The sequence below is a fragment of the Streptomyces sp. NBC_01255 genome (assembly GCF_036226445.1).
In the GTDB taxonomy this organism is placed as follows: Bacteria; Actinomycetota; Actinomycetes; order Streptomycetales; family Streptomycetaceae; genus Streptomyces.
On the sequence record NZ_CP108474.1, the window covers coordinates 5,097,684 to 5,120,465 of the forward strand.

22 protein-coding genes are annotated in these 22,782 nt (G+C 71.5%); 17 read left to right on the forward strand and 5 right to left on the reverse strand.

The window, feature by feature from the left end; genetic code table 11:
* The first annotated feature begins 358 nt into the window (after positions 1-358).
* Genes OG357_RS23135 through OG357_RS23150 form a run of 4 tightly spaced genes read left to right on the forward strand, consistent with a single transcriptional unit; the run spans position 359 to position 3,561 of the window.
* Complete coding sequence (locus OG357_RS23135) at positions 359-712, forward strand: helix-turn-helix domain-containing protein (RefSeq protein ID WP_329622963.1); 354 nt, start codon at positions 359-361, stop codon at positions 710-712.
* A 17-nt stretch (positions 713-729) separates the two neighbouring features.
* Positions 730-1,119, forward strand: a complete 390-nt coding sequence (locus OG357_RS23140) for a hypothetical protein (protein WP_329622964.1) — start codon at positions 730-732, stop codon at positions 1,117-1,119.
* Complete coding sequence (locus tag OG357_RS23145) at positions 1,116-2,729, forward strand: recombinase family protein (RefSeq protein ID WP_329622965.1); 1,614 nt, start codon at positions 1,116-1,118, stop codon at positions 2,727-2,729. Before OG357_RS23140 ends, OG357_RS23145 begins: the two co-directional genes overlap by 4 nt.
* A gap of 28 nt (positions 2,730-2,757) precedes the next feature.
* Positions 2,758-3,561, forward strand: a complete 804-nt coding sequence (locus OG357_RS23150; protein WP_329622966.1) for an exodeoxyribonuclease III — start codon at positions 2,758-2,760, stop codon at positions 3,559-3,561.
* A gap of 11 nt (positions 3,562-3,572) precedes the next feature.
* Here the strand turns inward: OG357_RS23150 and OG357_RS23155 are convergent, their stop codons facing one another.
* Positions 3,573-4,196, reverse strand: a complete 624-nt coding sequence (locus tag OG357_RS23155; protein WP_329625670.1) for a MerR family transcriptional regulator — start codon at positions 4,194-4,196, stop codon at positions 3,573-3,575.
* A 188-nt stretch (positions 4,197-4,384) separates the two neighbouring features.
* Here OG357_RS23155 and OG357_RS23160 point away from each other — a divergent pair, with 188 nt between their 5' ends.
* From OG357_RS23160 to OG357_RS23175, 4 genes are all read left to right on the forward strand, one after another.
* On the forward strand, positions 4,385-5,947 hold the full coding sequence (locus tag OG357_RS23160) for a flavin-containing monooxygenase (RefSeq protein WP_329622967.1): 1,563 nt from the start codon (positions 4,385-4,387) through the stop codon (positions 5,945-5,947).
* A complete protein-coding gene (locus OG357_RS23165) occupies positions 5,944-6,849 on the forward strand; it encodes an alpha/beta fold hydrolase (RefSeq protein WP_329622968.1) in 906 nt (301 codons plus the stop codon). The genes OG357_RS23160 and OG357_RS23165 overlap by 4 nt, the downstream gene beginning before the upstream one ends.
* Positions 6,846-7,736, forward strand: a complete 891-nt coding sequence (locus OG357_RS23170; RefSeq protein WP_329622969.1) for an SDR family oxidoreductase — start codon at positions 6,846-6,848, stop codon at positions 7,734-7,736. Before OG357_RS23165 ends, OG357_RS23170 begins: the two co-directional genes overlap by 4 nt.
* Positions 7,737-7,885: 149 nt before the next feature.
* Positions 7,886-8,071, forward strand: a complete 186-nt coding sequence (locus OG357_RS23175; protein ID WP_329622970.1) for a hypothetical protein — start codon at positions 7,886-7,888, stop codon at positions 8,069-8,071.
* Between the two features lie 67 nt (positions 8,072-8,138).
* Here the strand turns inward: OG357_RS23175 and OG357_RS23180 are convergent, their stop codons facing one another.
* Entirely contained in the window at positions 8,139-8,924 is a 786-nt protein-coding gene (locus tag OG357_RS23180) for an IclR family transcriptional regulator (protein WP_329622971.1), read from the reverse strand.
* A gap of 127 nt (positions 8,925-9,051) precedes the next feature.
* Here OG357_RS23180 and OG357_RS23185 point away from each other — a divergent pair, with 127 nt between their 5' ends.
* Positions 9,052-9,546, forward strand: a complete 495-nt coding sequence (locus OG357_RS23185; RefSeq protein WP_329622972.1) for a GNAT family N-acetyltransferase — start codon at positions 9,052-9,054, stop codon at positions 9,544-9,546.
* 15 nt (positions 9,547-9,561) lie between these two features.
* Here the strand turns inward: OG357_RS23185 and OG357_RS23190 are convergent, their stop codons facing one another.
* Complete coding sequence (locus OG357_RS23190; RefSeq protein WP_329622973.1) at positions 9,562-12,924, reverse strand: S41 family peptidase; 3,363 nt, start codon at positions 12,922-12,924, stop codon at positions 9,562-9,564.
* Between the two features lie 198 nt (positions 12,925-13,122).
* Here OG357_RS23190 and OG357_RS23195 point away from each other — a divergent pair, with 198 nt between their 5' ends.
* Both OG357_RS23195 and OG357_RS23200 read left to right on the forward strand, forming a co-directional pair.
* Entirely contained in the window at positions 13,123-13,695 is a 573-nt protein-coding gene (locus OG357_RS23195; RefSeq protein ID WP_329622974.1) for a TetR/AcrR family transcriptional regulator, read from the forward strand.
* 97 nt (positions 13,696-13,792) lie between these two features.
* Positions 13,793-15,952 (forward strand): MMPL family transporter, encoded by a 2,160-nt coding sequence (locus OG357_RS23200; protein WP_329622975.1) that lies wholly within the window; start codon positions 13,793-13,795, stop codon positions 15,950-15,952.
* A 47-nt stretch (positions 15,953-15,999) separates the two neighbouring features.
* Here the strand turns inward: OG357_RS23200 and OG357_RS23205 are convergent, their stop codons facing one another.
* Positions 16,000-16,365 (reverse strand): SsgA family sporulation/cell division regulator, encoded by a 366-nt coding sequence (locus OG357_RS23205; RefSeq protein WP_329622976.1) that lies wholly within the window; start codon positions 16,363-16,365, stop codon positions 16,000-16,002.
* Positions 16,366-16,508: 143 nt separating this feature from the next.
* On the opposite strand from OG357_RS23205, the gene OG357_RS23210 reads away from it, so the two are divergent.
* The 6 genes from OG357_RS23210 to OG357_RS23235 all read left to right on the forward strand — a co-directional run bounded on the left by OG357_RS23210 (position 16,509) and on the right by OG357_RS23235 (position 22,016).
* Positions 16,509-17,540, forward strand: coding sequence for an energy-coupling factor ABC transporter permease (locus OG357_RS23210; RefSeq protein WP_329622977.1), 1,032 nt, complete (start codon positions 16,509-16,511; stop codon positions 17,538-17,540).
* Position 17,541: 1 nt separating this feature from the next.
* On the forward strand, positions 17,542-18,303 hold the full coding sequence (gene cbiQ / locus OG357_RS23215) for a cobalt ECF transporter T component CbiQ (RefSeq protein WP_329622978.1): 762 nt from the start codon (positions 17,542-17,544) through the stop codon (positions 18,301-18,303).
* On the forward strand, positions 18,291-19,046 hold the full coding sequence (locus OG357_RS23220; protein WP_443066718.1) for an energy-coupling factor ABC transporter ATP-binding protein: 756 nt from the start codon (positions 18,291-18,293) through the stop codon (positions 19,044-19,046). The genes cbiQ and OG357_RS23220 overlap by 13 nt, the downstream gene beginning before the upstream one ends.
* 36 nt (positions 19,047-19,082) lie before the next feature.
* Entirely contained in the window at positions 19,083-20,294 is a 1,212-nt protein-coding gene (locus tag OG357_RS23225; RefSeq protein ID WP_329622980.1) for a serine hydrolase domain-containing protein, read from the forward strand.
* 166 nt (positions 20,295-20,460) lie between these two features.
* The gene (locus tag OG357_RS23230; RefSeq protein WP_329622981.1) at positions 20,461-21,456 is read left to right on the forward strand and encodes a helix-turn-helix domain-containing protein; all 996 of its coding nucleotides are present in this window, start codon (positions 20,461-20,463) and stop codon (positions 21,454-21,456) included.
* 74 nt (positions 21,457-21,530) lie between these two features.
* On the forward strand, positions 21,531-22,016 hold the full coding sequence (locus OG357_RS23235) for a YbaK/EbsC family protein (RefSeq protein ID WP_329622982.1): 486 nt from the start codon (positions 21,531-21,533) through the stop codon (positions 22,014-22,016).
* Positions 22,017-22,095: 79 nt separating this feature from the next.
* Here the strand turns inward: OG357_RS23235 and OG357_RS23240 are convergent, their stop codons facing one another.
* Positions 22,096-22,713: a LysE family translocator gene (locus OG357_RS23240; protein WP_329622983.1), complete on the reverse strand. Its 618-nt coding sequence runs from the start codon at positions 22,711-22,713 to the stop codon at positions 22,096-22,098.
* Positions 22,714-22,782 lie beyond the last annotated feature (69 nt).

Consider the following 22,782-nt stretch of genomic DNA (forward strand, 5'->3'; position numbering starts at 1 on the left):
CCTTCCGTAGACGGACGGTTGTTCCGTCTACGGAAGGAACACTACCATCAAGATTCCTCATTCCGTCCACGGTTGGAACATGGCGGGAGGGATGTGAAACGTGATGGACTGTGCGCCGTGTGTAGCGAAACTGATTGACACGCTCCGCTTGACGCATGAGAATCGTCCAGGTGTTCGAATGTGCCTCTACCGGCGAGGACGGCCCTCGGAAGGGTGTTCTGTGTGTGGATTTCGGTCAGATGCCAGAGGCCTGATGCCATGATCTTTCCGCGCGCGGTATGTTCCATCCATGGACGAAACAAGAGAGCGCAAGTTCGCGGACTGGCTAGAACGACGCTTCACACAAGCGGGCTATCGCTTGAGCGAACGCGGTGAACGCACACGTCTCTCGCGAGATAGCGGTATCCCTCCGGCCAGCCTGAACCGACTCCTCGCCGGCGGCGGCACCCCTACCATCGACTCCCTCGAACAGCTCGCCACCTTCTTCGGCGACCCTCTGAGCGTCGTACTCATGGGCGCCGGATGGCTCACCCCTGACGACATCAACCGCGTACGAACCGGTCCCCCTGCCGGTAGCGACCCCATCACCACCGACGTCGCCCTCGACGAACTCGGCATCACCGACCCCAGTGACCGCCGACTCATCGAGGCCGTCATCGACACCGTGAAGCGCAACCGAACCGCCGGCGACTCCGAAAGGACCGCCGAATAGCAAGGAGAGACCGTACGATGATCAGCTTCCGTCGCATTGCTCCCGCGCTCACAGGCGCCCTGTTCGTAACCGCTCTCGCCACCGGCGCGACCGGATGGGTCACCGGCACTGCCCCCCTCACAGATGCCGGAATGCTCGGGTTTCTCGCGGCGGTGCCGCTCATGTACTGGGTCCTCATCACCCGCACCCACGAACTCACCGACGAACAGCTGAACGCGGCTACGAAGCAGGGCTACATCAAGGCCCTCGATCACGTCGGCCAAGGTCTCGTCCACGTCCCCCGCCCGCCGTCCCCTGGACAGTGCGAGACCTGCGGACGCCACGAGTCCCCGGCCGACGTGATCAGCCTTGACGAGCACCGCCGGGCGGCCCCGCACATCACCGAGGAGAATCGAGCCGTGCCGTGACCAAACCCCTACCCGACACCTTCCGCGGTTCGCCCCCCGACGACGAGGGCGAGCCGTGGATCGGCTACATCCGGGTCTCGACCTGGAAAGAAGAGAAGATCAGCCCCGAGCTGCAAAAAGCGGCGCTCAACGCTTGGGCAGCTCGGACCGGCCGACGCATCGTCGACTTCATCACCGACCTCGACATGACCGGCCGCAACTTCAAGCGCAAGATCATGCGCGGCATCGAGCGCGTCGAGGCCGGCGAAGCACGCGGCATCGCCGTATGGAAGTACAGCCGGTTCGGCCGCAGCCGCGACGGCATCGCCATCAACCTCAAACGGCTCACGGATGCCGGGGGACAACTCGAATCCGCCACCGAGGAAGCCGATGCCCGCACGGCGACCGGTCGACTCCAGCGCGGCATCCTCTTCGAGTTCGCGGCCTACGAATCCGACGTGCGCGGCGAACAGTGGCGGGAGACGCACGAGCACCGCATCACGAAACTCAAGCTTCCCGCCACCGGCCGACCCCGCTTCGGCTACGTCTGGCACCCCAGGAGGGTCCCGGACCCCAAACACCCCGGGCTGTTCATCCTCCAGGACGAGAAATACGTCGCCCACCCCGAAACAGGCCCCGTCATGGCCGACCGGTACCGCCAGTACATCGACGGCGCCCCCTTCTACGCGCTGCTCGACGAACTCAACACGAACGGCCACCGCACCGTTCGAGGCGGCCTGTGGACTGCTCAGACCCTCATTCGCTACATGGACTCCGGCTTCTGCGCCGGCCTGCTCCGCGTCCACAACCCCGAATGCAAGTGCCCACCCGGGAAGCGCGGCAACTGCCCCAACGCGATCTTCGTTCCCGGGGCCCAGGAAGAGCTGATCGACCTCGACCTGTGGCAGCAGTACCAGGACCGGCGGCAGACCATGAGGAAGACCCCGCCACGGAGCCGTCAGCCGCTCCACCTGCTCACCGCGCTTGCCCGCTGCGGAGGTTGCCGGGGCACCGTCCCGCGCCAGAGCCGCATGCGCATGGTCGACGGCATTATGCAGAGCGTGAGAGGCCACCACTTCGCGTGCGGCCGGCGGGCCGTCACCGGAAAGCACGGATGTGAGGGCGTCTGGGTCCTACGTACCGACGTTGAGGACGACGTGCGCGACTGGGTTATGGACAAGGCGGCGCCTGGCATTGACGCAGCGCCCAGCGTGCCCACCCCGCGCACGCCGTTGTTCGATCAGCGGGCAACGGCCGCCCGGGAGCGGGCTCGCCTGGAGGCGGAGGAGAGGAAGCATCAGACCGCGCTCGCGAACCTACGTGCGGACCGTGCTGCGAATCCGGACGAGTACGGGCCCGGAGAGTACGAGGCTGCCCGCGACGTGATCAGGAAGCAGCAGGCCGCCACGGGTGCCGCCCTTGACCGGGTGGCCAAGGTCGAACTGACCCCGCACCAGGAGGACTACGAGCCGATCGTCGCCACGCTGGCCGACGGCTGGGAGGTACTGGACGACGGACAGCGCAACAGCCTGCTTCGGCAGCTCGCTCGCCGCGTAGTGCTCACGAGGAAGCCGGGAGGGGGAGCGACGGTCACGGTTCACCCCGTATGGGAACCTGACCCCTGGGCGTGATCTCTTCCTCCCAGTAAGAAGGCATGTTTTGTACACAGTGACCACCGTCAATGTCAATGGTCTCCGCGCCGCAGCCAAGAAGGGCTTCGTCGAGTGGCTGGCCGGCACCTCCGCCGACGTCGTCTGCCTGCAGGAGGTCCGCGCCGAGGAGGCCCAGCTGCCGGCCGAGGTCCGGGCGCCCGAGGGCTGGTTCACGGCCCACGCGCCCGCCGCCGCCAAGGGCCGCGCCGGCGTCTCCCTCTACACGCGCCGCGAGCCCGACGCCGTGCGCGTCGGCTTCGGGTCGAGCGAGTTCGACGGCAGCGGGCGGTACATCGAGGCCGACCTGCCCGGTGTGACCGTCGCCAGCCTCTACCTGCCCTCCGGCGAGGTCGGCACCGAGCGCCAGGACGAGAAGCTGCGGTTCATGGGCGAGTTCCTGCCGTATCTGAAGGAGCTCAGGACCCGGGCCGCCGCCGACGGGCGTGAGGTCGTCGTCTGCGGCGACTGGAACATCGCCCACCGCGAGGCCGACCTCAAGAACTGGAAGGCCAACAAGAAGAACGCCGGCTTCCTCCCCGAGGAGCGGGAGTGGCTCGGGCGGGTCCTCGACGAGAGCGACGGCGCGTACGTCGACGTCGTGCGGGCCCTCCACCCCGAGCAGGAAGGGCCCTACTCCTGGTGGTCCTACCGCGGCCGCGCCTTCGACAACGACAGCGGCTGGCGCATCGACTACCAGGTCGCCACCCCCGGCCTCGCCGCCAAGGCCGTCAAGGCCTACGTCGAGCGCGCCGCCACCCACGCCGAGCGGTGGAGCGACCACGCCCCCGTGACCGCCGTCTACGAGCTGTAGTCGACGGGACTTCAGGTGTTCTCGGGGCGCAGGCGCCGGTCGAGCGCCATCGACAGCTCCGCCTCGACGACGCTCTTCGCGAGCGGGCGCAGCCGCGACAGGTCGTCCTCGGCCGCGTGCGCGCGCAGCAGGTCGGTGAAGAGCTCCGCGAGGGCGTCGGCGTGTTCGCGGACGCGGGCGCCCGCCTTGAGGACCTCGGCGAGCGGGACGCCCTCCCGGACGAGTGCGGCCGAGACGTCGAGCAGGCGGCGGCTGATGTGGACGATCTCCTCGCCGTCGGTGACGAGGTAGCCGAGGTCGAGGGCGGCCGCGAGGTTCTCGGGGGTGACCTCGCCGGAGAAGTGGTCGGCGAGCTCCTCGGGGGTGAGGCGGACGGGCTCCTCCTCGGTGGGGGAGCCGAGGGCGAGGACCTCGCGGACGTTCCGGCCGCTCTCGAAGGCGGTGGTGAGGTCGGCGATGCCGTTGAGGGTGTGGCCGCGCTCCAGGAGGGCGGCGATGGTGCGCAGCCGGGCGAGGTGGTGCTCGTCGTACCAGGCGATCCTGCCCTCGCGGCGCGGTGGCGGGATCAGTCCGCGCTCGCGGTAGAAGCGCAGGGTGCGCACGGTGATGCCGGCGGCCGTCGCGAGCTCCTCCATGCGGTACTCGCGTACGGCTTCGTGTGCGCCCGTGTCGGGTCCTGATCCTTCTGCCACGCACGCCAGCCTATGTTGTACCGCCGGTAACTTTCCCTCGCCGTACCCCTACCGCTCGGTATGGAGCTGCTCTACAGTCCCGACTGTGCCAGTGATTGCTGGCGTGATCTGCCGGGCGTTCGGGAGGCGGCATGGCGAAGCACGAGCACGTACGGGTGGCGGTGATCGGATCGGGATTCGGTGGCCTGGGGGCCGCCGTCCGGCTGCGGCGCGAGGGAATCACCGACTTCGTCGTCCTGGAGCGGGCCGACTCCGTGGGCGGCACATGGCGCGACAACAGCTACCCCGGCTGTGCCTGCGACGTGCCCTCGCACCTCTACTCCTTCTCCTTCGCGCCCAACCCCGACTGGCCGCGGACCTTCTCCGGACAGCGCCACATCCGCGCGTACCTGGAGCATGTCACGGACACCTTCGGGATCCGCCCCCACCTGCGCCTGAACCACGAGGTGCGGCGGATGGCCTGGGACGCGGAGGCGCTCCGCTGGGAGATCGAGACGAGCCAGGGCTCCTTCAGCGCCGAGGTCGTCGTCTCCGCGACCGGACCGCTCTCCGACCCCAAGATCCCCGACATCCCGGGGCTCGCCGACTTCCCCGGCAAGGTCTTCCACTCGGCCCGCTGGGACCACGACTACGACCTCACCGGCAAGCGCGTCGCCATGATCGGCACCGGCGCCTCCGCCATCCAGATCGTGCCCGCGATCCAGCCCCTGGTCGGGAAGCTGACGCTCTTCCAGCGCACGCCCCCGTGGGTCATGCGCCGCATGGACCGCGCCATCAGCGGCCCCGAGCGCTGGCTCCACCGCGCCGTGCCCGTCACCGGCACCCTGCGCCGCGGCCTGCTCTGGGGCATCCGCGAACTCCAGGTCGGCGCCTTCACCAAGCACCCGGGTGAGCTGGGGCTCATCGAGAAGCTCGCCAAGGCCAACATCGCCAAGGCGATCAAGGACCCGGCACTGCGGGCCAAGCTGACGCCCTCGTACCGCATCGGCTGCAAGCGCATCCTGCTCTCCAGCACGTACTACCCGGCGGTCGCCCAGCCGAACGTCGACGTCGTCGCCTCCGGGCTGCGCGAGGTCCGCGGCTCGACCGTCGTCGCCGCGGACGGCACCGAGACCGAGGTCGACGCCATCGTCTTCGGTACCGGCTTCCACGTCACCGACATGCCGATCGCCGAGCGGGTCGTCGGAGCGGAGGGACAGACGCTCGCCGAGGCCTGGAAGGGCGGCATGGAGGCGCTGCGCGGCGCCACCGCCGCCGGCTTCCCCAACTTCATGACGGTCATCGGCCCCAACACCGGCCTCGGGAACTCCTCGATGATCCTGATGATCGAGTCCCAGCTGAACTACATGGCCGACTACCTGCGCCAGCTGAACATGCTGGGCGGGCGCGCCGCGCTCGCCGTCCGTCCCTCCGCCGTCGGCGCCTGGAACCGCAAGGTGCAGACCCGGATGGAGCGGACCGTCTGGAAGGCCGGCGGCTGCGAGAGCTGGTACCTCGACGCCAACGGCCGCAACACCACCCTGTGGCCGGGGACGACGGGAGAGTTCCGCAAGGAGACCCGGCAGGTCGACCTCTCCGAGTACGAGGTGCTGCGCGCGCCCAAGACGTCCACGACGTCCACGACGGCTTCGGCGGCCCCGGAGGCCTCTGCGGCGAAGAACCGTCCCTCCCGGAAGAAGGAGGCCGCCCAGTGAGCCGCCGCCTGATCTCGCTGCCCGCGTCCCGGGAGCTGACCGCCGTCTCCGCCGACGGTTCCCCGATCCACGTCGAGGTGTACGGCCCCGAGGGCGCCCCCGTCGTCGTCCTCGCCCACGGCTGGACCTGCTCCATCGCCTTCTGGGCCGAGCAGATACGGGTCCTCGCCGCCGACCACCGGGTCATCGCCTACGACCAGCGCGGCCACGGCCGTTCCCCGGCCCCCGCCGGACCCTCCGGATACTCGGTCCGGGCGCTCGCCGACGACCTCGAAGCCGTCCTCGCGGCCACCCTCGCCCCCGGCGAGAAGGCCGTCCTGGCCGGGCACTCCATGGGCGGCATGACCGTGATGGCGGCGGCCTCCCGCCCCGGCTTCCGGGAGCACGCGGCGGCCGTACTGCTCTGTTCCACCGGGCCCTCGCGGCTGACCGCCGAGGCCACCGTCGTACCGCTGCGCCCGAGCGACCGGCGCACCCGGCTGACCCGGAGCGTCCTCGGGGCGAAGGCCCCGCTCGGGCCGGTCACTCCCGTCTCGAAGAAGATCCTCAGGTACGCGACGATGGGACCGGGGTCGGCTCCCGAGCGGGTCGACACCTGCGCCCGGATCGTGCACGCCTGCCCGCGCGGGGCCCGCGTCGGCTGGTCCCGCGTCCTCTCCGAGATCGACGTCGAAGCGGGCGTACGGGAGCTGGACCTGCCGGTGGCCGTCCTCGTCGGCACCGCCGACCGGCTCACCCCGCCCGTCCACTCCCGGGCCATGGCCGAAGCGCTCCCGCAGTGCGTGGGGCTCCTCGAAGTCACCGGCGCCGGCCACATGACGCCGGTGGAGGCCCCCGAGGCCGTCACCGCCCGGATTCGCGAACTGGCGGACACCTACGTGGAAGTGAAGGAGAAGGCATGAGCCGGGTGAGCCTGGAAGGACAGGTCGCGGTCGTCACCGGAGGGGCCCGCGGCGTCGGCGAACTCCTCGCCCGCAAGCTCTCCGCGCGCGGCGCGAAGATCGCGCTCGTCGGCCTGGAGCCCGAGCAGCTCAAGGACGTCGCCGGGCGGCTGCACACCGAGGCCGACTGGTGGCACGCCGACGTCACCGACCACGAGGCCATGGCGAAGGTCGCGGCCGAGGTCAAGGAGCGGTTCGGGAAGGTCGACATCGTCGTCGCCAACGCCGGTGTCGCGGCCGGCGGTCCGTTCGCCGAGTCCGACCCCGACGCCTGGCGGCGGGTCATCGAGGTCAACCTGATCGGCGGCGCCGTGACCGGCCGGGCGTTCCTGCCCGTCCTCATGGAGTCCCGGGGCTACTTCCTCCAGATCGCCTCGCTCGCGGCGCTCACCCCGGCCCCGATGATGACGGCGTACTGCGCCTCCAAGTCGGGCGTCGAGGCCTTCGCGCACAGCCTGCGCGCCGAGGTCGCGTACAAGGGCGTGAAGGTCGGCGTCGGCTATCTGTCCTGGACCGACACCGACATGGTCAGGGGCGCCGACCAGGACGACGTGATGCGCGAGCTCCGGTCCCGGCTGCCGTGGCCCGCGAACCGCACGTACCCCCTCGGCCCGGCCGTCGACCGGATCGTCGCCGGCATCGAGCGGCGTTCCTCCCACGTGTACGCGCAGTGGTGGCTGCGCGGGATGCAGTCGGTCCGGGGCTATCTGCCCGGGATGATCGCGACGGTCGGACAGCGCGAGATGCGGCGCTTCGAGCCGCGCCTCGGCTCTGTCGCCAAGGGGCTCGTGGGCGCGGGCGGCGCGGCCGACGAGCAGGCGCGCGCGGGGGACACGGCCCGCCGGTGACGAAGGCTCCGTGACGGGGGCTCCGTGACCGGGAGTGAGGGGGGCGGGCTGATCGAAATGCGTGGGATGTGCGCCCGTGCAAGGCTGGTCGAGCCCGACGGGGCACGACGCCCCGTCCCCACCTCACACCCTTCTAGGAGTGACTCTTCATGGGCATGAAGGACCAGTTCAACGACAAGGCGGACGAGCTCAAGGAGCGGGCCAGGCAGGCCGCGGGCAAGGCGAAGGACGAGGCGTCCGAACGTGCTTCCCAGGGCCGCGACCGCTCCGACGACGAGACGCGCAAGGCCCAGCAGGAGGCCCAGGACCGTTTCGACCAGGACTACGACGCCTGACGTCCGGCCATCCCACGGTCGGCTGAGGAAGGCGCACCCGGGACGCCGGGTGCGCCTTCGCGTGTGTTCAAGGCTCCGGCCGGGGCGGGCGGGGAGTGACCGAGAAGGTGTGGTCGAGGAGGATGCTCTCGGCGCGGTTCTGGAGGCGGCGTGCGAGGGGCGCGAGGTCGGCGGCCTTCGTGGACGGCAGGGATATCGCGAGGGCGGCGGCCGAGGAGCCGACCGTGATGGGGACGGCGGCGCAGACGGTGCCGAGGGTGTACTCCTCGTACTCGAGGAGGGGCAGCTCGCGACGCTGGGAGGCGAGGCGGCGTTCGATGGCGGCGCGGCCGGCCACGGTGTGGCGGGTGAGCGGGGTCGCCGGGTGCAGGTCGAGGTGGTCGCCGCGCTCTTCGTCGCCGAGTTGGGCGAGGATCGCCTGGCCGGCGGCGTGCGCATGGCACGTGAGCCGGAATTCGGCCCACTCCGTGACGGGCGGGCAGTCGGGGTTGCGCGAGACGGCCGTGACCCGGAGGTCGCCCTCGCGGTAGATGACGAAGTAGACGGCGGCGTCGAGTTCCAGACTGAGGTGGTCCGCCCACTCCTGGGTGGGCAGTCCCTCGGGCGAGGAGGACTGCGGGACGGCGAGGCCGGCCGGGTCCGCGAGGGCGTATCCGTGGCGGTCCTTGCTCACCAGTCCCTCGTGGCAGAGGGTCCGCAGCAGGTGGTACGCGGTCGGAAGCGGCAGATCGGTGTCGCGCGCGAGCTGTTTCGCGCTCGCGACGCCGCCCCGGTGATTCAGCGCGCGCAGCAGATGGACGGCGCGCTGGACCGACTGGATGAGGGTCTGGCCGGTCGGGAGTCGATCGGGCATGCGTGTTCCTGTTCTGCATCTTCTGCATCCTGGACGGCGTGATCCGTCCGGCGGGATCCCGCCGTGACCGGCCCCTGGCCGCAGGATATTAGGGCCCTTTCCCGGGCGAGCGCATACCGTGCCCCCCATGCCTGAACTGCAGCGACTGCGCCCCGACCACGCGCCCGCCCTGCTCGCGTTCGAGCGGGACAACAGGGCCTACTTCGCCGCCTCCGTGCCGGACCGGGGCGACGCGTTCTTCGAGGAGTTCGAGGACCGGCACCGGGCGCTCCTGGCGGAGCAGGAGACCGGTGCGATCCACTTCCACGTCCTGGTCGGGGAGGGCGGGGAGATACTCGGCCGGTTCAACCTGGTGGACGCCGTCGACGGGGCCGCCGAGCTCGGCTACCGGGTCGCCGAGAAGGCGACCGGGCGGGGCGTGGCGACGGCCGGGGTGCGCGAGGTGTGCCGGCTGGCGCGGGAGGAGTACGGGCTGACCAGGCTGACCGCCGCCACGACCCTCGACAACACCGGGTCGAGGGCCGTGCTCGGGCGGGTCGGGTTCGGCGCCGTCGGGAGCGTGACGCTGGACGGCGAGCCGGGTACCTCCTACGAGCTGGACCTCGGCGCGGCGTACGCGTAGGTCGTCGCGGTTCCGCTACGGGGCGGACCTCGGCGGCAGTTTCGGGCGGGAGCGGTCGGGGACGGCCTCGTAGCCCGGGGGGCTGGCCGGCGGGGTCTCCGCGAGGAGCGAGAGGGCGACGTGCACGGCGTCGTCGAGCTGCGCGTGCCGGCCCTCGGCCCAGTCGAGGGGGGTGCGCAGGACCGCGAGGTCGGGTTCGACGCCGTGGTTCTCCAGGGACCAGCCGTACTCGGGGAACCAGGCCGCGTTCATCGGGACCGTGATCTGGGTGCCGTCGCCGAGCCGGTGGCGGCCGGTCATGCCGACGACGCCGCCCCAGGTGCGCTGGCCGACGACGGGCCCGAGGCCGAGGAGTTTGAAGGCGGCGGTGATCATGTCGCCGTCGGAGGAGGTGGCCTCGTCGGCGAGGGCGACGACGGGGCCGCGCGGGGCGTTGGAGGCGTACGAGACGGGCTGGGCGTTCCGGGTCAGGTCCCAGCCGAGGATCTTGCGGGTCAGTTTCTCTATGACGAGCTCGCTGATGTTGCCGCCGGCGTTGCCGCGGACGTCGACGATGAGCGCGGGCCGGGAGACCTCCATGCGCAGGTCGCGGTTGAACTGGGCCCAGCCGGAGCCGCCCATGTCGGGGATGTGGAGGTACCCGCAGCGGCCGCCGCTGAGCTCCCGGACGACGGCCCGGCGCTTGGCGACCCAGTCCTGGTAGCGCAGGGGCCGTTCGTCGACGAGCGGGACGACGGCGACGCGCCGGGAGCGGCCCTCGCCCTCGGCGGGGGTGAAGGTGAGCTCGACGGTGGTGCCGCCGGTGCCGGAGAGCAGCGGGTAGGGGCCGGTGACCGGGTCGACGGGCCGGCCGTCGACGTGGGTGAGGACGGCGCCCTCGCGGATGCCGGTGCCGGCGAGCGGGGAGCGGGCCTTGGAGTCGGAGGACTCGCCGGGCAGGATCCGCTTCACCGTCCAGCCGGCCTCCCGGGGCACGAGGTTGGCGCCGAGGAGGCCCATGGCGCGCTGGTAGTGCGGCGGGCCCTCGTTGCGGCGGGCGGGGGTCACGTACGCGTGGGAGGTGCCCAGTTCGCCGACGACCTCGCGGAGCAGGTCGGCGAACTCGTCGGGGGACGCGACCCGTTCGACGAGCGGCCGGTACTGGTCGAGGACCGCCGACCAGTCGACGCCGCCCATGCCGGGCTCCCAGAAGTAGGCGCGGACGATCCGGCCGGCCTCGTCGAAGGCCTGCCGCCACTCGGCGCCGGGGTCGACCTCGTGGAGGATGCGCCGCAGGTCCAGGTAGACGGTGGAGTCGCCGTCGCCGGACTCGGTGGCGGGCACGGCCCGCAGCTCGCCCTCGTCGGCGACGACGATCCGGGTGCCGTCGCCGCTGACCGCGAACCAGTCGAGGTCCTTGGCGAGTTCGCTCTTGCGGGCCTTGGTGATGGTGAAGTGTTCGAGGGAGGGGCGGCCGGAGGTGTCGGCCGGATTGGCGAAGGTCTCGCCGAGCGCGCCCGAGATGGGCCAGCGCAGCCAGACCAGGCCGCCGCCGCTGACGGGGTGCAGCGCGGAGTACTTGGAGGCGGTGACCGGGATGGGGGTGACCCGGTCGGGGAGCCCTTCGATCTCGACCGTGACGGTGCCGTCGCCGGTGTCCGTGTCGTCGTCGGCGGGGTCGAGGCCGCCGGCCGCCGGGCGCCCGTCGGGGAGCAGTGCGAAGGGGGAGGGCGTGGCGGAGGAGAGCGGTACGAGGTAGGGGCGGCAGCCGAGCGGGAAGGAGAGGTCGCCGGTGTGGACGTCGTACACCGGGTCGAAGCCGCGCCAGGAGAGGAAGGCGAGATAGCGGCCGTCCCGGGTGAAGACCGGGTTCTCGTCCTCGAAGCGGCCGTTGGTGACGTCGACGACGGTCCGGGCGCCGGGGCCGGAGATACGGGCCAGCTTGATGGAGCGCAGGGAGCGGCCGATGCCCGGGTGGGACCAGGTGAGCCAGTCGCCGTCGGGGGAGAACGCGAGGTCGCGTACGGGCCCGTTCACGGACCGGATCAGCTCGGTGACCTCGCCGTTGGAGTCCTCCGTCGCGTCGAGGAGGAGGAGCCGCCCGTCGTGGGAGGCGATGGCGAGCCGTTCGCCCTCCGGGTCGGCGATCAGCTCCTCGACCCGGCCGAGGCCGCCCGAGGCGAGCCGGCGCGGCGGCCGGTCGCCGCTGGCGCGCGGCAGGTAGGCGACCTCGACGGCGTCCTCGCCCTCGGCGTCGGTGACGTACGCGACCTGCCCGCCGCTGCCGAGCATCTCGGGCAGCCGGACGCGGACGCCCGGCGAGTCGATGATCGTGCGGGCCGGGCCGTCGCGGTGCGTGAGCCAGTACAGGCTGCCGCGTACGGAGACGGCGCTGGCCCGGCCGGTCTCGTCGACGGAGACCGCGTCGACGTGGTGGGCGGCGGGCACCTGGTAGGGGCGGCGGCCGACGCGCTGCCCGCCGAGCCGGACCTCCAGCTTCCGGGGGCGGGAGTCGGGGGTGAGCGCGTCGACGATCCACAGCTCGCCCGCGCACTGGTAGACGACCCGCCGTCCGTCGCTCGACGCGTGCCGGGCGTAGAAGGCGTCGTGGTCGGTGTGGCGGCGCAGGTCGGTGCCGTCGGGCAGGCAGGAGTAGAGGTTGCCGACGCCCTCGTGGTCGGAGAGGAAGGCGATCCGGCCGTCGACGGCCATGGCGCAGTCCAGATGGCCGCCGATGTCGGGCAGCAGCCGTTCGCCGTGCAGCCAGAGTCGTCCGGTGGCGCCGCCGAGGTACCTCTTCCAGGCGGCCGGCTCGTGCGGCGGCTTTCCGGTGAGGAGGAGGGTCCGGCGCTCTCCGCCGTGGCCGGTGGGGGCACTGTCACCGCTGAGGGCACTGTCGCCGGTGCGGACGCTGTCACCGGTGATGGCGGTGTCGTCGGTGACGGCGATGTCGGAGACCGGGCCCCAGGGCATGCGCATGCCGGGGGAGCCGTCGGTGGGGACGGTGTAGGCCCAGGAGTAGTACGAGAACGGTTGCCCGTGCGAGGAGACGGCGAGGATGTCCGAGCGGCCGTCCCGGTCGGGGTCGGGGGGCGTCCAGCCGCAGACCCGGGTGTCGGTGGAGCCCCAGTAGGTGAGGCGCCGGGCGGAGCCGCCGTCGATGGGGACGAGATGGATCTCCGGATCGAGGCTGCGCCAGTTCGTGTACGCGATGTGGCGGCCGTCCGGCGAGAAGCGCGGGTGGCCGACCCGGGTGCGGTCGACGGTCAGCCGCCAGGCCCGGCCGGGGCGGTGGCCCTCGGGGACGAGGGGGGCGATCCAGAGATCGTCCTCGGCCGCGAAGCACAGCAGGTCGTCGTGGAGGTGCGGAAACCGGAGATACGCGACGTCGTCACTCACCTGTACATGCTTTCCGCGCGGAGGGGGTGCGGCAACTCGTACGTGTATACGGGCGTCTCGTCATGGTGGGCCGGCGTGCGTGGGCCGTCGTGTGTGGGCCAGGACACGTACGAAACGGTTTCGTTTCGCTGAGGGGGTGGGTATCTTCGTACTGTACGAAACCGTTTCGTTCGCACAGCCGGATCGGAGGAGCCGTTCATGGCTCGCAGCAGACTCACTCCCGAGCGGGAGTCCGAGCTGTACACAGCCGTGCTCGACCTTCTCCGCGAGGTCGGCTACGACGCCCTCACCATGGACGCCGTCGCCGCCCGCACCCACTCCAGCAAGGCCACCCTCTACCGCCAGTGGGGGAGCAAGCCCGAGCTGGTCGCCCGGGCGCTGCGCGCCAACAAGCCCGCCGATCTCGCCGAGGTCGACACCGGCTCGCTGCGCGGCGACTTCCATGTGCTCATGGAGCGGACCGACGACTGCCAGATGGAGAAGGACTCCGCGCTGATGCGGGGTCTGGCCCATGCCGTCCACACCAACCCCGAACTGCACCGGGCGCTGCGCGAGCTGCTCATCGAACCCGAGATGAACGGCCTCGACGAACTGCTGCGCCGAGCGGTCCGCCGGGGAGAGGTCGCCGCCGACAACCCGGCGCTGAAGCTCCTCCCCCACATGCTGATCGGTGCGTTCATCGCCCGGCCGCTGATCGAGGATCAGCCGGTCGACCGCGCCTTCCTCAGTGCCTACGTCGACGCCGTCGTGCTCCCCTCACTCGGCGTCTGACCCACCCGCGTCACCCGCACCAACCGACCGCGCACCGCTCACGCCGTCGGGCCGGCTCCCCATGTCCTGTCCCGCCCCACAATGGGAGTACGCCCCCGTGGCCACGTTCCTCTACAAGCTGGGCCGTTCCGCCTTCCGGCGCCGACGGCTCGTCGCTCTCCTCTGGGTGGCGCTCCTGGCGGTCGCCGGTATCGGCGCCGCCACCGCGCCCGCCCCCACCTCCGGTTCCTTCTCGATACCGGGCACCGAGGCCCAGCGCGCCTTCGACCTGCTCGAAGAGCGCTTCCCCGGTGCCGGCGCCGACGGGGCCACCGCCCGTGTCGTCTTCAAGGCCCCCGAGGGCCAGAAGGTGACCGACACGGCCCACAAGGCCGTCGTCGAGGAGACCGTCGCCGCGCTGAAGTCCGGCTCCGACCAGATCGTCTCGGTCGCCGACCCGTACACCGCGCACGCCGTCTCGCAGGACGGCTCCACGGCCTACGTCTCCGTCGCCTACAAGGTCAACGCGATGGAGCTGACCGACGAGACCCGCGAGGCGCTCACCCAGGCCGGTCACAACGCGCAGGGCAAGGGGCTGACCGTCGAGGTCGGCGGTGACGCCCTCCAGACCATGCCCGCGACCGGCGCCGGCGAGATCGTCGGCGTGATCATCGCCGGCATCGTGCTCGTCATCACCTTCGGTTCGCTCGTCGCGGCGGGGCTCCCGCTGCTCACCGCGATCATCGGCGTCGGCATCGGCGTCTCCTCGATCGCGGCCCTCGCGAACGTTCTCGACCTGGGCTCCACCACCTCCACCCTCGCGATGATGATCGGCCTCGCGGTCGGCATCGACTACGCCCTCTTCATCGTCTCCCGCTACCGCGCGGAGCTCGCCGACGGGCGCGAGAAGGAGGAGGCCGCGGGCCGCGCGGTCGGCACGGCGGGCTCGGCGGTCGTCTTCGCCGGACTCACCGTCGTCATCGCCCTGGTCGGCCTGGCCGTCGTCAACATCCCGATGCTGACGAAGATGGGCTTCGCCGCCGCCGGCACGGTCGTCATCGCCGTACTCATCGCCCTCACCCTCATCCCGGCGCTCCTGGGCTTCGCGGGGGACAAGGTCGTCGGCCGCAAGCAGCGCAAGGGCACGGCGAAGGCGAGTGACAAGCCGAACGGCGGCACCCGCTGGGCCCGGTTCGTCATCCGCCGCCCCGTGATGGTGCTGCTCATCGGTGTCCTCGGGCTCGGCGCGATCGCCCTGCCCGCCGCCTCCCTGGAGATGGGCCTGCCGGACGACGGCGTGAAGCCGACCTCCACCACCGAGCGCCGGGCGTACGACACGCTGTCGGACGGCTTCGGCCCCGGCTTCAACGGCCCGCTGCTCGTCGTCGTCGACGGCGACAAGGCCACCGCGGACAAGACGGTCTCCACGATCAAGGGCCTCGAAGGCTGGGCGGCGGTCACCCCGGCGACCCCGAACAAGGCCGGCGACGCCGCGATGATCACGGTGGTCCCGAAGGACCGTCCGTCCTCCGTCGCCACCGAGGACCTGGTCCACGACATCCGGGACGCCACCGGCGACGAGGTCCTCGTCACCGGCGCCACCGCGATGAACATCGACTTCTCGCAGAAGATGAACGACGCGCTCGTGCCCTACCTGGCACTCGTCGTCGGCCTCGCCTTCCTGCTCCTGACGGTGGTCTTCCGGTCGATCCTGGTCCCGCTCAAGGCGGCTCTCGGCTTCCTGCTCTCGGTCGTCGCGGCCCTCGGCGCGGTCGTCGCGGTCTTCCAGTGGGGCTGGCTCGGCAGCCTGTTCGGGGTCGAGCAGACCGGCCCGATCATGTCGATGATGCCGATCTTCATGGTGGGTGTCGTCTTCGGTCTCGCGATGGACTACGAGGTCTTCCTCGTGACCCGGATGCGCGAGGCGTACGTGCACGGGGAGCGGCCCGGCGAGGCGATCGTGACCGGCTTCCGGCACAGCGCCCGGGTGGTCGTCGCCGCGGCGGTCATCATGATCGCGGTCTTCTCCGGCTTCATCGGCATGACGGACCAGATGATCAAGATGATCGGCTTCGGTCTCGCCGTCGCGGTCCTCTTCGACGCCTTCGTGGTCCGGATGGCGATCGTCCCGGCCGTGCTCGCGCTCCTCGGCCACAAGGCCTGGTGGCTGCCGAAGTGGCTCGACCGGATCCTGCCGAACGTGGACGTGGAGGGCGAGAGCCTCGCCGCGTCGACGGGTGAGGGCACGCCCGCGAAGCCGGACCTCGTCAAGGCCTGACCTTCGGCCCGATTTCCGGGATGACTCCGTACGCCGTCAGTGTGTCGTCATCGACGCGCTGACGGCGTCGGCGTACCCGCGGCGTACGTGTGGCGGAGGAACCGGAGCAGGGCGGCGGTGTCGAACTGGACGACGTCGACGCCGTCGTCCTTGTGGAACTCGACGACCGTCTGCACCCGGCCGCACGGCCACACCTCGATGTCGCCGCGGCGGGTCGGGGTGCGCAGGCCGTTCTCGAGGAGCGCGCGCGGGAAGGACCACTCGACCTCGCCGGGGAAGACGAAGCGGACGGTCGCGGGGGAGTAGTCGGCGTCGAAGCGAAGGGTCACGGGGACCGGCCGGGAGAGCGGGGCGTCGCTGATGATCCGCCCCTTGGCGTGGTCGTCGACTGCGTGGTCGGCTACGGCGGCCATCGCGGGCTCCTCACGTTTTGTCCTGCTATCAGTCAATGTGTCACTTGTTCCCGTCCCGTGCGAGGGTCATGCGTGGTCCACCCTGTGATCTGTGACCCATGCGCTCTTGCAAGTGGTTCGCAAGAAGGCTCATCATTCGGGACGTGCATGTACCTGACGGATTCATCAACGCCCCCGTATCGGCCGTGGCCGGTGTCGTCGCCGCCGGCGCCGTCGCCGTGAGCCTGCGCGGGGCCCGCCGCGAGTTGGACGAGCGGACGGCGCCGCTCGCGGGGCTCGTCGCGGCCTTCATCTTCGCCGTGCAGATGCTGAACTTCCCGGTCGCCGCCGGGACCAGCGGACACCTGCTCGGCGGCGCGCTCGCCGCGATACTCGTCGGCCCGTGGACCGGCGTCCTGTGCATCGCCGTCGTCCTGCTGATGCAGGGCATCCTCTTCGCCGACGGAGGCCTCACCGCCCTCGGCGTGAACATCACCGTCATGGGCGTCGTCACGGTCGTCGTCTCGTACGCGCTCTTCCGCGGCCTCGTCCTCGTGCTGCCGCGCACCCGCCGCTCGGTGACCGTGGCCTCGTTCATCGCCGCGCTCGTCTCCGTACCGGCCTCGGCCGCCGCCTTCACCCTGATCTACGCGATCGGCGGCACCACCGACGTGCCGATCGGCAAGGTCCTCACCGCCATGGTCGGCGTGCACGTCCTCATCGGCATCGGCGAGGCCGTCATCACCATGCTGACCGTCGGCGCGGTCGTCGCCGTCCGACCCGACCTGGTCTACGGCGCCCGCGGCCTTACCGCCCCGCTCAAGCTCCGGGTCGACGGCGAGCTGGTCGACGCGGAGACCCCGGCCGCCGTTCCGGTGGCCGCCGGATCCCCGAAGAAGGTGTGGATCGGCGGTGTCGTCACCGCGCTCGTCCTCGCCGGCTTCGTCTCCTTCTACGCCTCCGCCAGCCCCGACGGCCTGGAGAAGGTCGCCGCCGACAAGGGCTTCGACGCCAAGGTCGAGGAGCACGCCGCCGCCGGCTCGCCGCTCGCCGACTACGGCGTGAAGGACGTCGACAACGCCCGCCTCTCCGGCGGCCTCGCCGGCACGATCGGCGTGGGCGTGACCCTCGCCGTCGGCACCGGCGCCTTCTGGGTCGTCCGCCGACGCCGTACCGCGGTACCGGAAACCGTCTGACATGGGGTCCGGGCACGCCCACAAGCTCTACCGGCACGCGCACTCGCCGGTCCACGCGCTGCCCCCGCACACCAAACTCGCCGCCGTCCTCGGCTTCGTGGTGGTCGTCGTCTCGACGCCCCGCGAAGCCGTCTGGGCCTTCGCCCTCTACGCCCTGCTCCTCGCGGTCGTGGCGGCGAAGGCCCGGATCCCGGCCGGCTTCCTGCTGAAGCGGCTCCTCATCGAGGTGCCGTTCGTCGCGTTCGCACTGCTCATGCCGTTCGTCGTGCCCGGCGAGCAGAGAGAAGTCCTCGGGGTGTCGCTGAGCGTCCCCGGCCTGTGGGGCGCCTGGAACGTCCTCGCCAAGGGCACCCTCGGCGTCGCCGCCTCGGTGATCCTCGCCTCCACGACCGAGCTGCGCGCCCTGCTCCTCGGCCTCCAGCGGCTGAAGCTGCCCCCGATGCTCGTCCAGATCGCCTCGTTCATGATCCGGTACGGCGACGTCATCACCGACGAGATGCGCCGCATGTCCGTCGCCCGCCGCTCGCGCGGCTTCGAGGCGAGCGGTGTCCGCCACTGGGGCGTCCTCGCGAAGTCCGCGGGCGCGCTCTTCATCCGCTCGTACGAGCGCGGGGAACGGGTCCACCTGGCCATGGTCAGCCGCGGCTACACGGGCACCATGCCGGTCATCGACGAGGCGACCGCCACCCGCGCCCAGTGGACGTACGCCGCCGCGCTGCCGCTCACCGCACTGCTGATCTGCCTCCTCGGATGGACGCTATGACGACTCCCCCCTCGCTTGAAGTCCGTGGCCTCGCGTACGCCTACCCCGACGGCCACCAGGCCCTCTTCGGGGTGGACCTGGCCGTCGGGCGCGGCGAGCGGGTCGCCCTCCTCGGCCCCAACGGCGCCGGCAAGACCACCCTCGTCCTCCACCTCAACGGCATCCTCACCGGCGGCGCGGGCACGGTCACCGTCGCCGGGCTCCCGGTCGGGAAGAAGCACCTCGCGGAGATCAGGCGGAAGGTCGGGATCGTCTTCCAGGACCCCGACGACCAGCTCTTCATGCCGACCGTCCGCGAGGACGTGGCCTTCGGCCCGGCCGCGGCGGGCCTCCGGGGCGCGGAGCTCGACGCCGTGGTCGCGCGCGCCCTGGAGCGCGTCGGCATGGCGGAGTACGCGGACCGGCCGCCGCACCACCTCTCCTTCGGGCAGCGCCGCCGGGTCGCCGTGGCCACCGTCCTCGCCATGGAGCCGGAGATCCTCGTCCTCGACGAGCCGTCCTCCAACCTGGACCCGGCCTCGCGCCGCGAGCTCGCCGACATCCTCCGCTCCCTCGACGTCACCGTCCTCATGGTCACCCACGACCTGCCGTACGCCCTGGAGCTCTGCCCGCGCGCGGTCATCCTCAGCGAGGGCGCCATCGCCGCCGACGGACGGACCGGCGACATCCTCGCCGACGAGGAGCTCATGGCCCGGCACCGCCTGGAGCTGCCGTTCGGCTTCGTGCCGAGCTCCGTGGCCTGACCCCCGGAATCGGTCCCGCGCGGTGCGCGTTGCACCATGGGAGCCGGTCGTACAAAAGGGAGAGTGGGTCGGGTGGACGTCCAGGGCACGGTGGCGGCGGGCTGGGAGCCGGTCAGGGACGCGTTCCTGCGCAACTTCGAGCAGCGCGGCGAGCGCGGGGCGGCCCTCGCCGTCCACCGCGACGGCGAGCGGGTCGTCGACCTGTGGGCGGGCAGCCGAGACGTCGAGGGGACGGACCCGTGGACGGCCGACACCGCCCAGGTCGTCCGCTCGGCCACGAAGGGCGTCGCCGCCGCCGTACCGCTGCTCCTGCACCAGCGCGGGCTGCTCGACCTGGACGCCCCCGTCGCCACGTACTGGCCGGAGTTCAAGGCGGCCGGCAAGGACCGGGTGACCGTACGGCAGCTCCTCGCGCACCGGGCCGGCGTCCCCGTCCTGGACCGGCCGCTCACCCTCGCCGAGGCGATCGACCTGCCGACGGCGACCCGCGCAATCGCCGCCCAGGCCCCCGTCTGGGAGCCCGGCACCGCCCACGGCTACCACGCCCACACCTTCAGCTGGCTGCTCTCCGGCCTCGTCCACCGCGTCACCGGCCGCACCATCGGCCGCTGGGCCGCCGAGGAGATCACCGGCCCGCTCGGCCTCGACCTGTGGATCGGGCTCCCGGCGGCGGAGGCCCACCGGGTCGGCCGCCTCGGTCCCGTCGAGGAGATCGACCCGCCCGGCGGCGGCGCGCTGAAGCTCCGCCCCAAGCGCTCGGTCTCCGAGGCGTACAAGGACCCGGACTCCCTCACCCGGCGCGCCTTCGGCGTCATCGAGCCCAAGCCCGACGAGAACGACCCCGTCTACCGGGCCGCCGAGCTGCCCGGCTCGGCAGGCGTCGCCACCGCACGCGCGCTCGCCCGCTTCTACGCCGCGACCCTCGGCCCGGTCGACGGCGCCGAGCGCCTCTTCGCCCCGGCGACGCTCACCCTGGCCCGTACGGAGGAGTCGGCGGGACCGGACAAGGTGCTGCTCGTCGGCACCCGCTTCGGGCTCGGCCACATGCTGCACGGACCGGCCTCCCCGCTCCTCGGCCCGTCGTCCTTCGGCCACCCCGGCCGCGGCGGCTCCCTTGGCTTCGCCGATCCCGAGTCGGGGATCGCCTTCGGCTACGTCACCAACGGCATGCGGAAGACGGTCACGGCCGACCCCCGCGCCCAGGCCCTGGTGCGGGCCGTGAGGTCGGTTGTGGACCTGACATTCTGAGCCGTCGCCCGGCGGGTGCGGGGGTGCGTGGCCAGTACCGTGTGCGGGCCCACTGACCGACCGGTGGGCAGGCACGGGGGTGCAGGTGAGCGAGTTTCCGTCGCGACCGTCCGACGGCGTTTCGCCGTGCGGGACACAGGGTGTGACACACGGCGTCACGAACAGCGTGACGGTTCGGATCGCGAGCAGCAGGCTCTGGGAGATCTACGGCAGCATCGGGCTGCTCTCGGCCCACCGGGGCCTGGTCCCCTGGCCGTACGCGAACTGGGCCAAGGCCGCCCGCCGTTCGCTGAGCCGCTCCGACGTGACCATCCCGGGCTGGCTCGTCCACCTTTTCCGGACCGGCGGCGGGACCCTTCCGCCGTTCCTCCTCGCGGTCCCGCCCTCGGACGGGCCGGACCTGAGCGAGGAGCTCGCGCACCTCGTGACGGTCTGCCCGTCCCGGGTCCGCGCGGAGCTCGAACAGCGCTACCCGCAGGGCGTGCCCGCCGAGGTGCGCCCGCTGTACGCGGACCCGGCGGCCCGCGTCGCCGAACTCCGCGCCTTCCTCCCGCGCTACTGGTGGGCCGCGCTCGCCCCGTACGCGGCGACCCTGCGGGCGGCGACGGAGGAGGACATCCTGCGCCGCGCCCGCACGCTCGCCACCCAGGGCCCGGAGGCACTCCTGGACGCGGTGGGCGGGATCGCGGTGCCCGGCGGGGTCGCGGTGCCCGGCGTGATGGCGGTGTCGGGCGTCTCCCGACTCGTCCTCGTACCCCTGCTGTTCGGCCGCGGCGCGCCCTTCTGCGCCTCGGCCCCGGACGGCTCCGAGGCCGCCCTGTCCTACCCGGTCGAAGGGTCCGCCGTCCTCGTCGGGGAGGCCCCGCCCGAGCGGCGCGCCGACGCCGACGCGCCCGTGCGCGGCGACCGGCTGGAGATCCTGATCGGCCGCAGCCGGGCCGGCGTGGTCCGGGCCCTCGTGGCGCCCACGACGACCTCGGACCTCGCGGCGGCGCTCGGCCTCGCCCCGAGCACGGTCTCCCAGCACCTGACGGCGCTGGTCGCCGCGGGCGTGGTGCGACGGCGCAGGGCGGGCGTACGCGTGCTCTACGAACTGGACCACCCGGGCGTCGTGCTGCTCAGGCACCTGGACCACGCGCGCGGGCTCCCGGTGACCCGCTGACCGGCCAGTAGGGTCGACTTGCCGCACAACTCGCCGTACACGCACATCGGTTGTCACAGGAAAGAAGAGAACGCATGTCCCAGGAAACGTACGAGAAGCTGGTCGCCCTGCTCGACGAGCGCGGCGCCGCCTACCGGGTGATCGAGCACGCGCCCGAGGGCGCCACCGAGGCGGTCAGCGCCCTGCGGGGACACGAACTCGCCCAGGCGGCCAAGTGCATCATCGCGATGGTCAAGATCGGCAAGAAGGAGAAGCGGTTCGCGCTGGTCGTCGTCCCCGGTGACAAGCGGATCGACCTCGCGGCGGTGAAGGCGCTGTACGGCGGTACGTACGTCTCCTTCGCGTCCCCGGAGATCGCCGAGGAGCTCGCGGGCTCGGAGAGCGGCACCATCCTGCCGTTCTCCTTCGACGAGCGCCTCGAACTCCTCGTCGACCCGGACCTGCTGACGCACGAGGAGTTCTACTTCAACGCGGCGCGCCTCGACCGCTCGATCGCGCTCTCCGCCGAGGACTACCGGTCGATCGCCGAGCCGCGCGTGGAGCGGGTGTCGAGCGACTGAGCCACGCCGCGGCTGTCAGGCCACGGCCGGGTCAGGCCACGGCCGGGTCAGGCCATGGCCGGGTCAGGCCATGGCCGGGTCAGGCCACGGCCGGGGTCAGCGCGAGGACCATCCCGAGCCCGACGAGCACCGTCCCGATCACCTTGTTCAGCACGGTCTGCCGCTGGAGCAGCCGGGTGCGCAGGCTCTGCTGGGAGAAGAGGAGCGCGGCGAGCGCGAACCAGACCAGGTGGGCGAAGGACATGAAGAGGCCGTAGCCGACCTGCTGGAAGACGGGGGTGTCGGCGCTGACGACCTGCGTGTACGTGCTCAGCACGAAGAGCATCGTCTTCGGGTTGAGCGCGTTCGTCAGGAAGCCGGTACGCAGCGCGCCCGCCTTCGAAAGGCCGTCGCCGCTCGACAGGTCGACGTCCACCTGGGTCTTCGTGACGAACGTCTTGTACCCGATGTACACCAGATAGGCGGCGCCGATCAGTTTCATCGCCGTGAAAAGCATCGGGCTCCTGGAAACCAGAAGACCCACGCCCAGCATGGTGTACGTGACGTGGACGAGAACGCCCAGGGCAATTCCGACGGCGGCGAGAACACCGGCGGTCCGTCCGTACAGATAACTGTTGCGGACGGTCATCGCGAAATCCGCGCCGGGGCTGATGACAGCCAGAATGGTGATGACCGCCACGGCGATGAGCTGACCCATGTACCCGTCTTCCCGTCTTTCACTCAAGGGGTGCACGGGTGGGGGGCGGCGCGCCTTCGCGGACGCCGG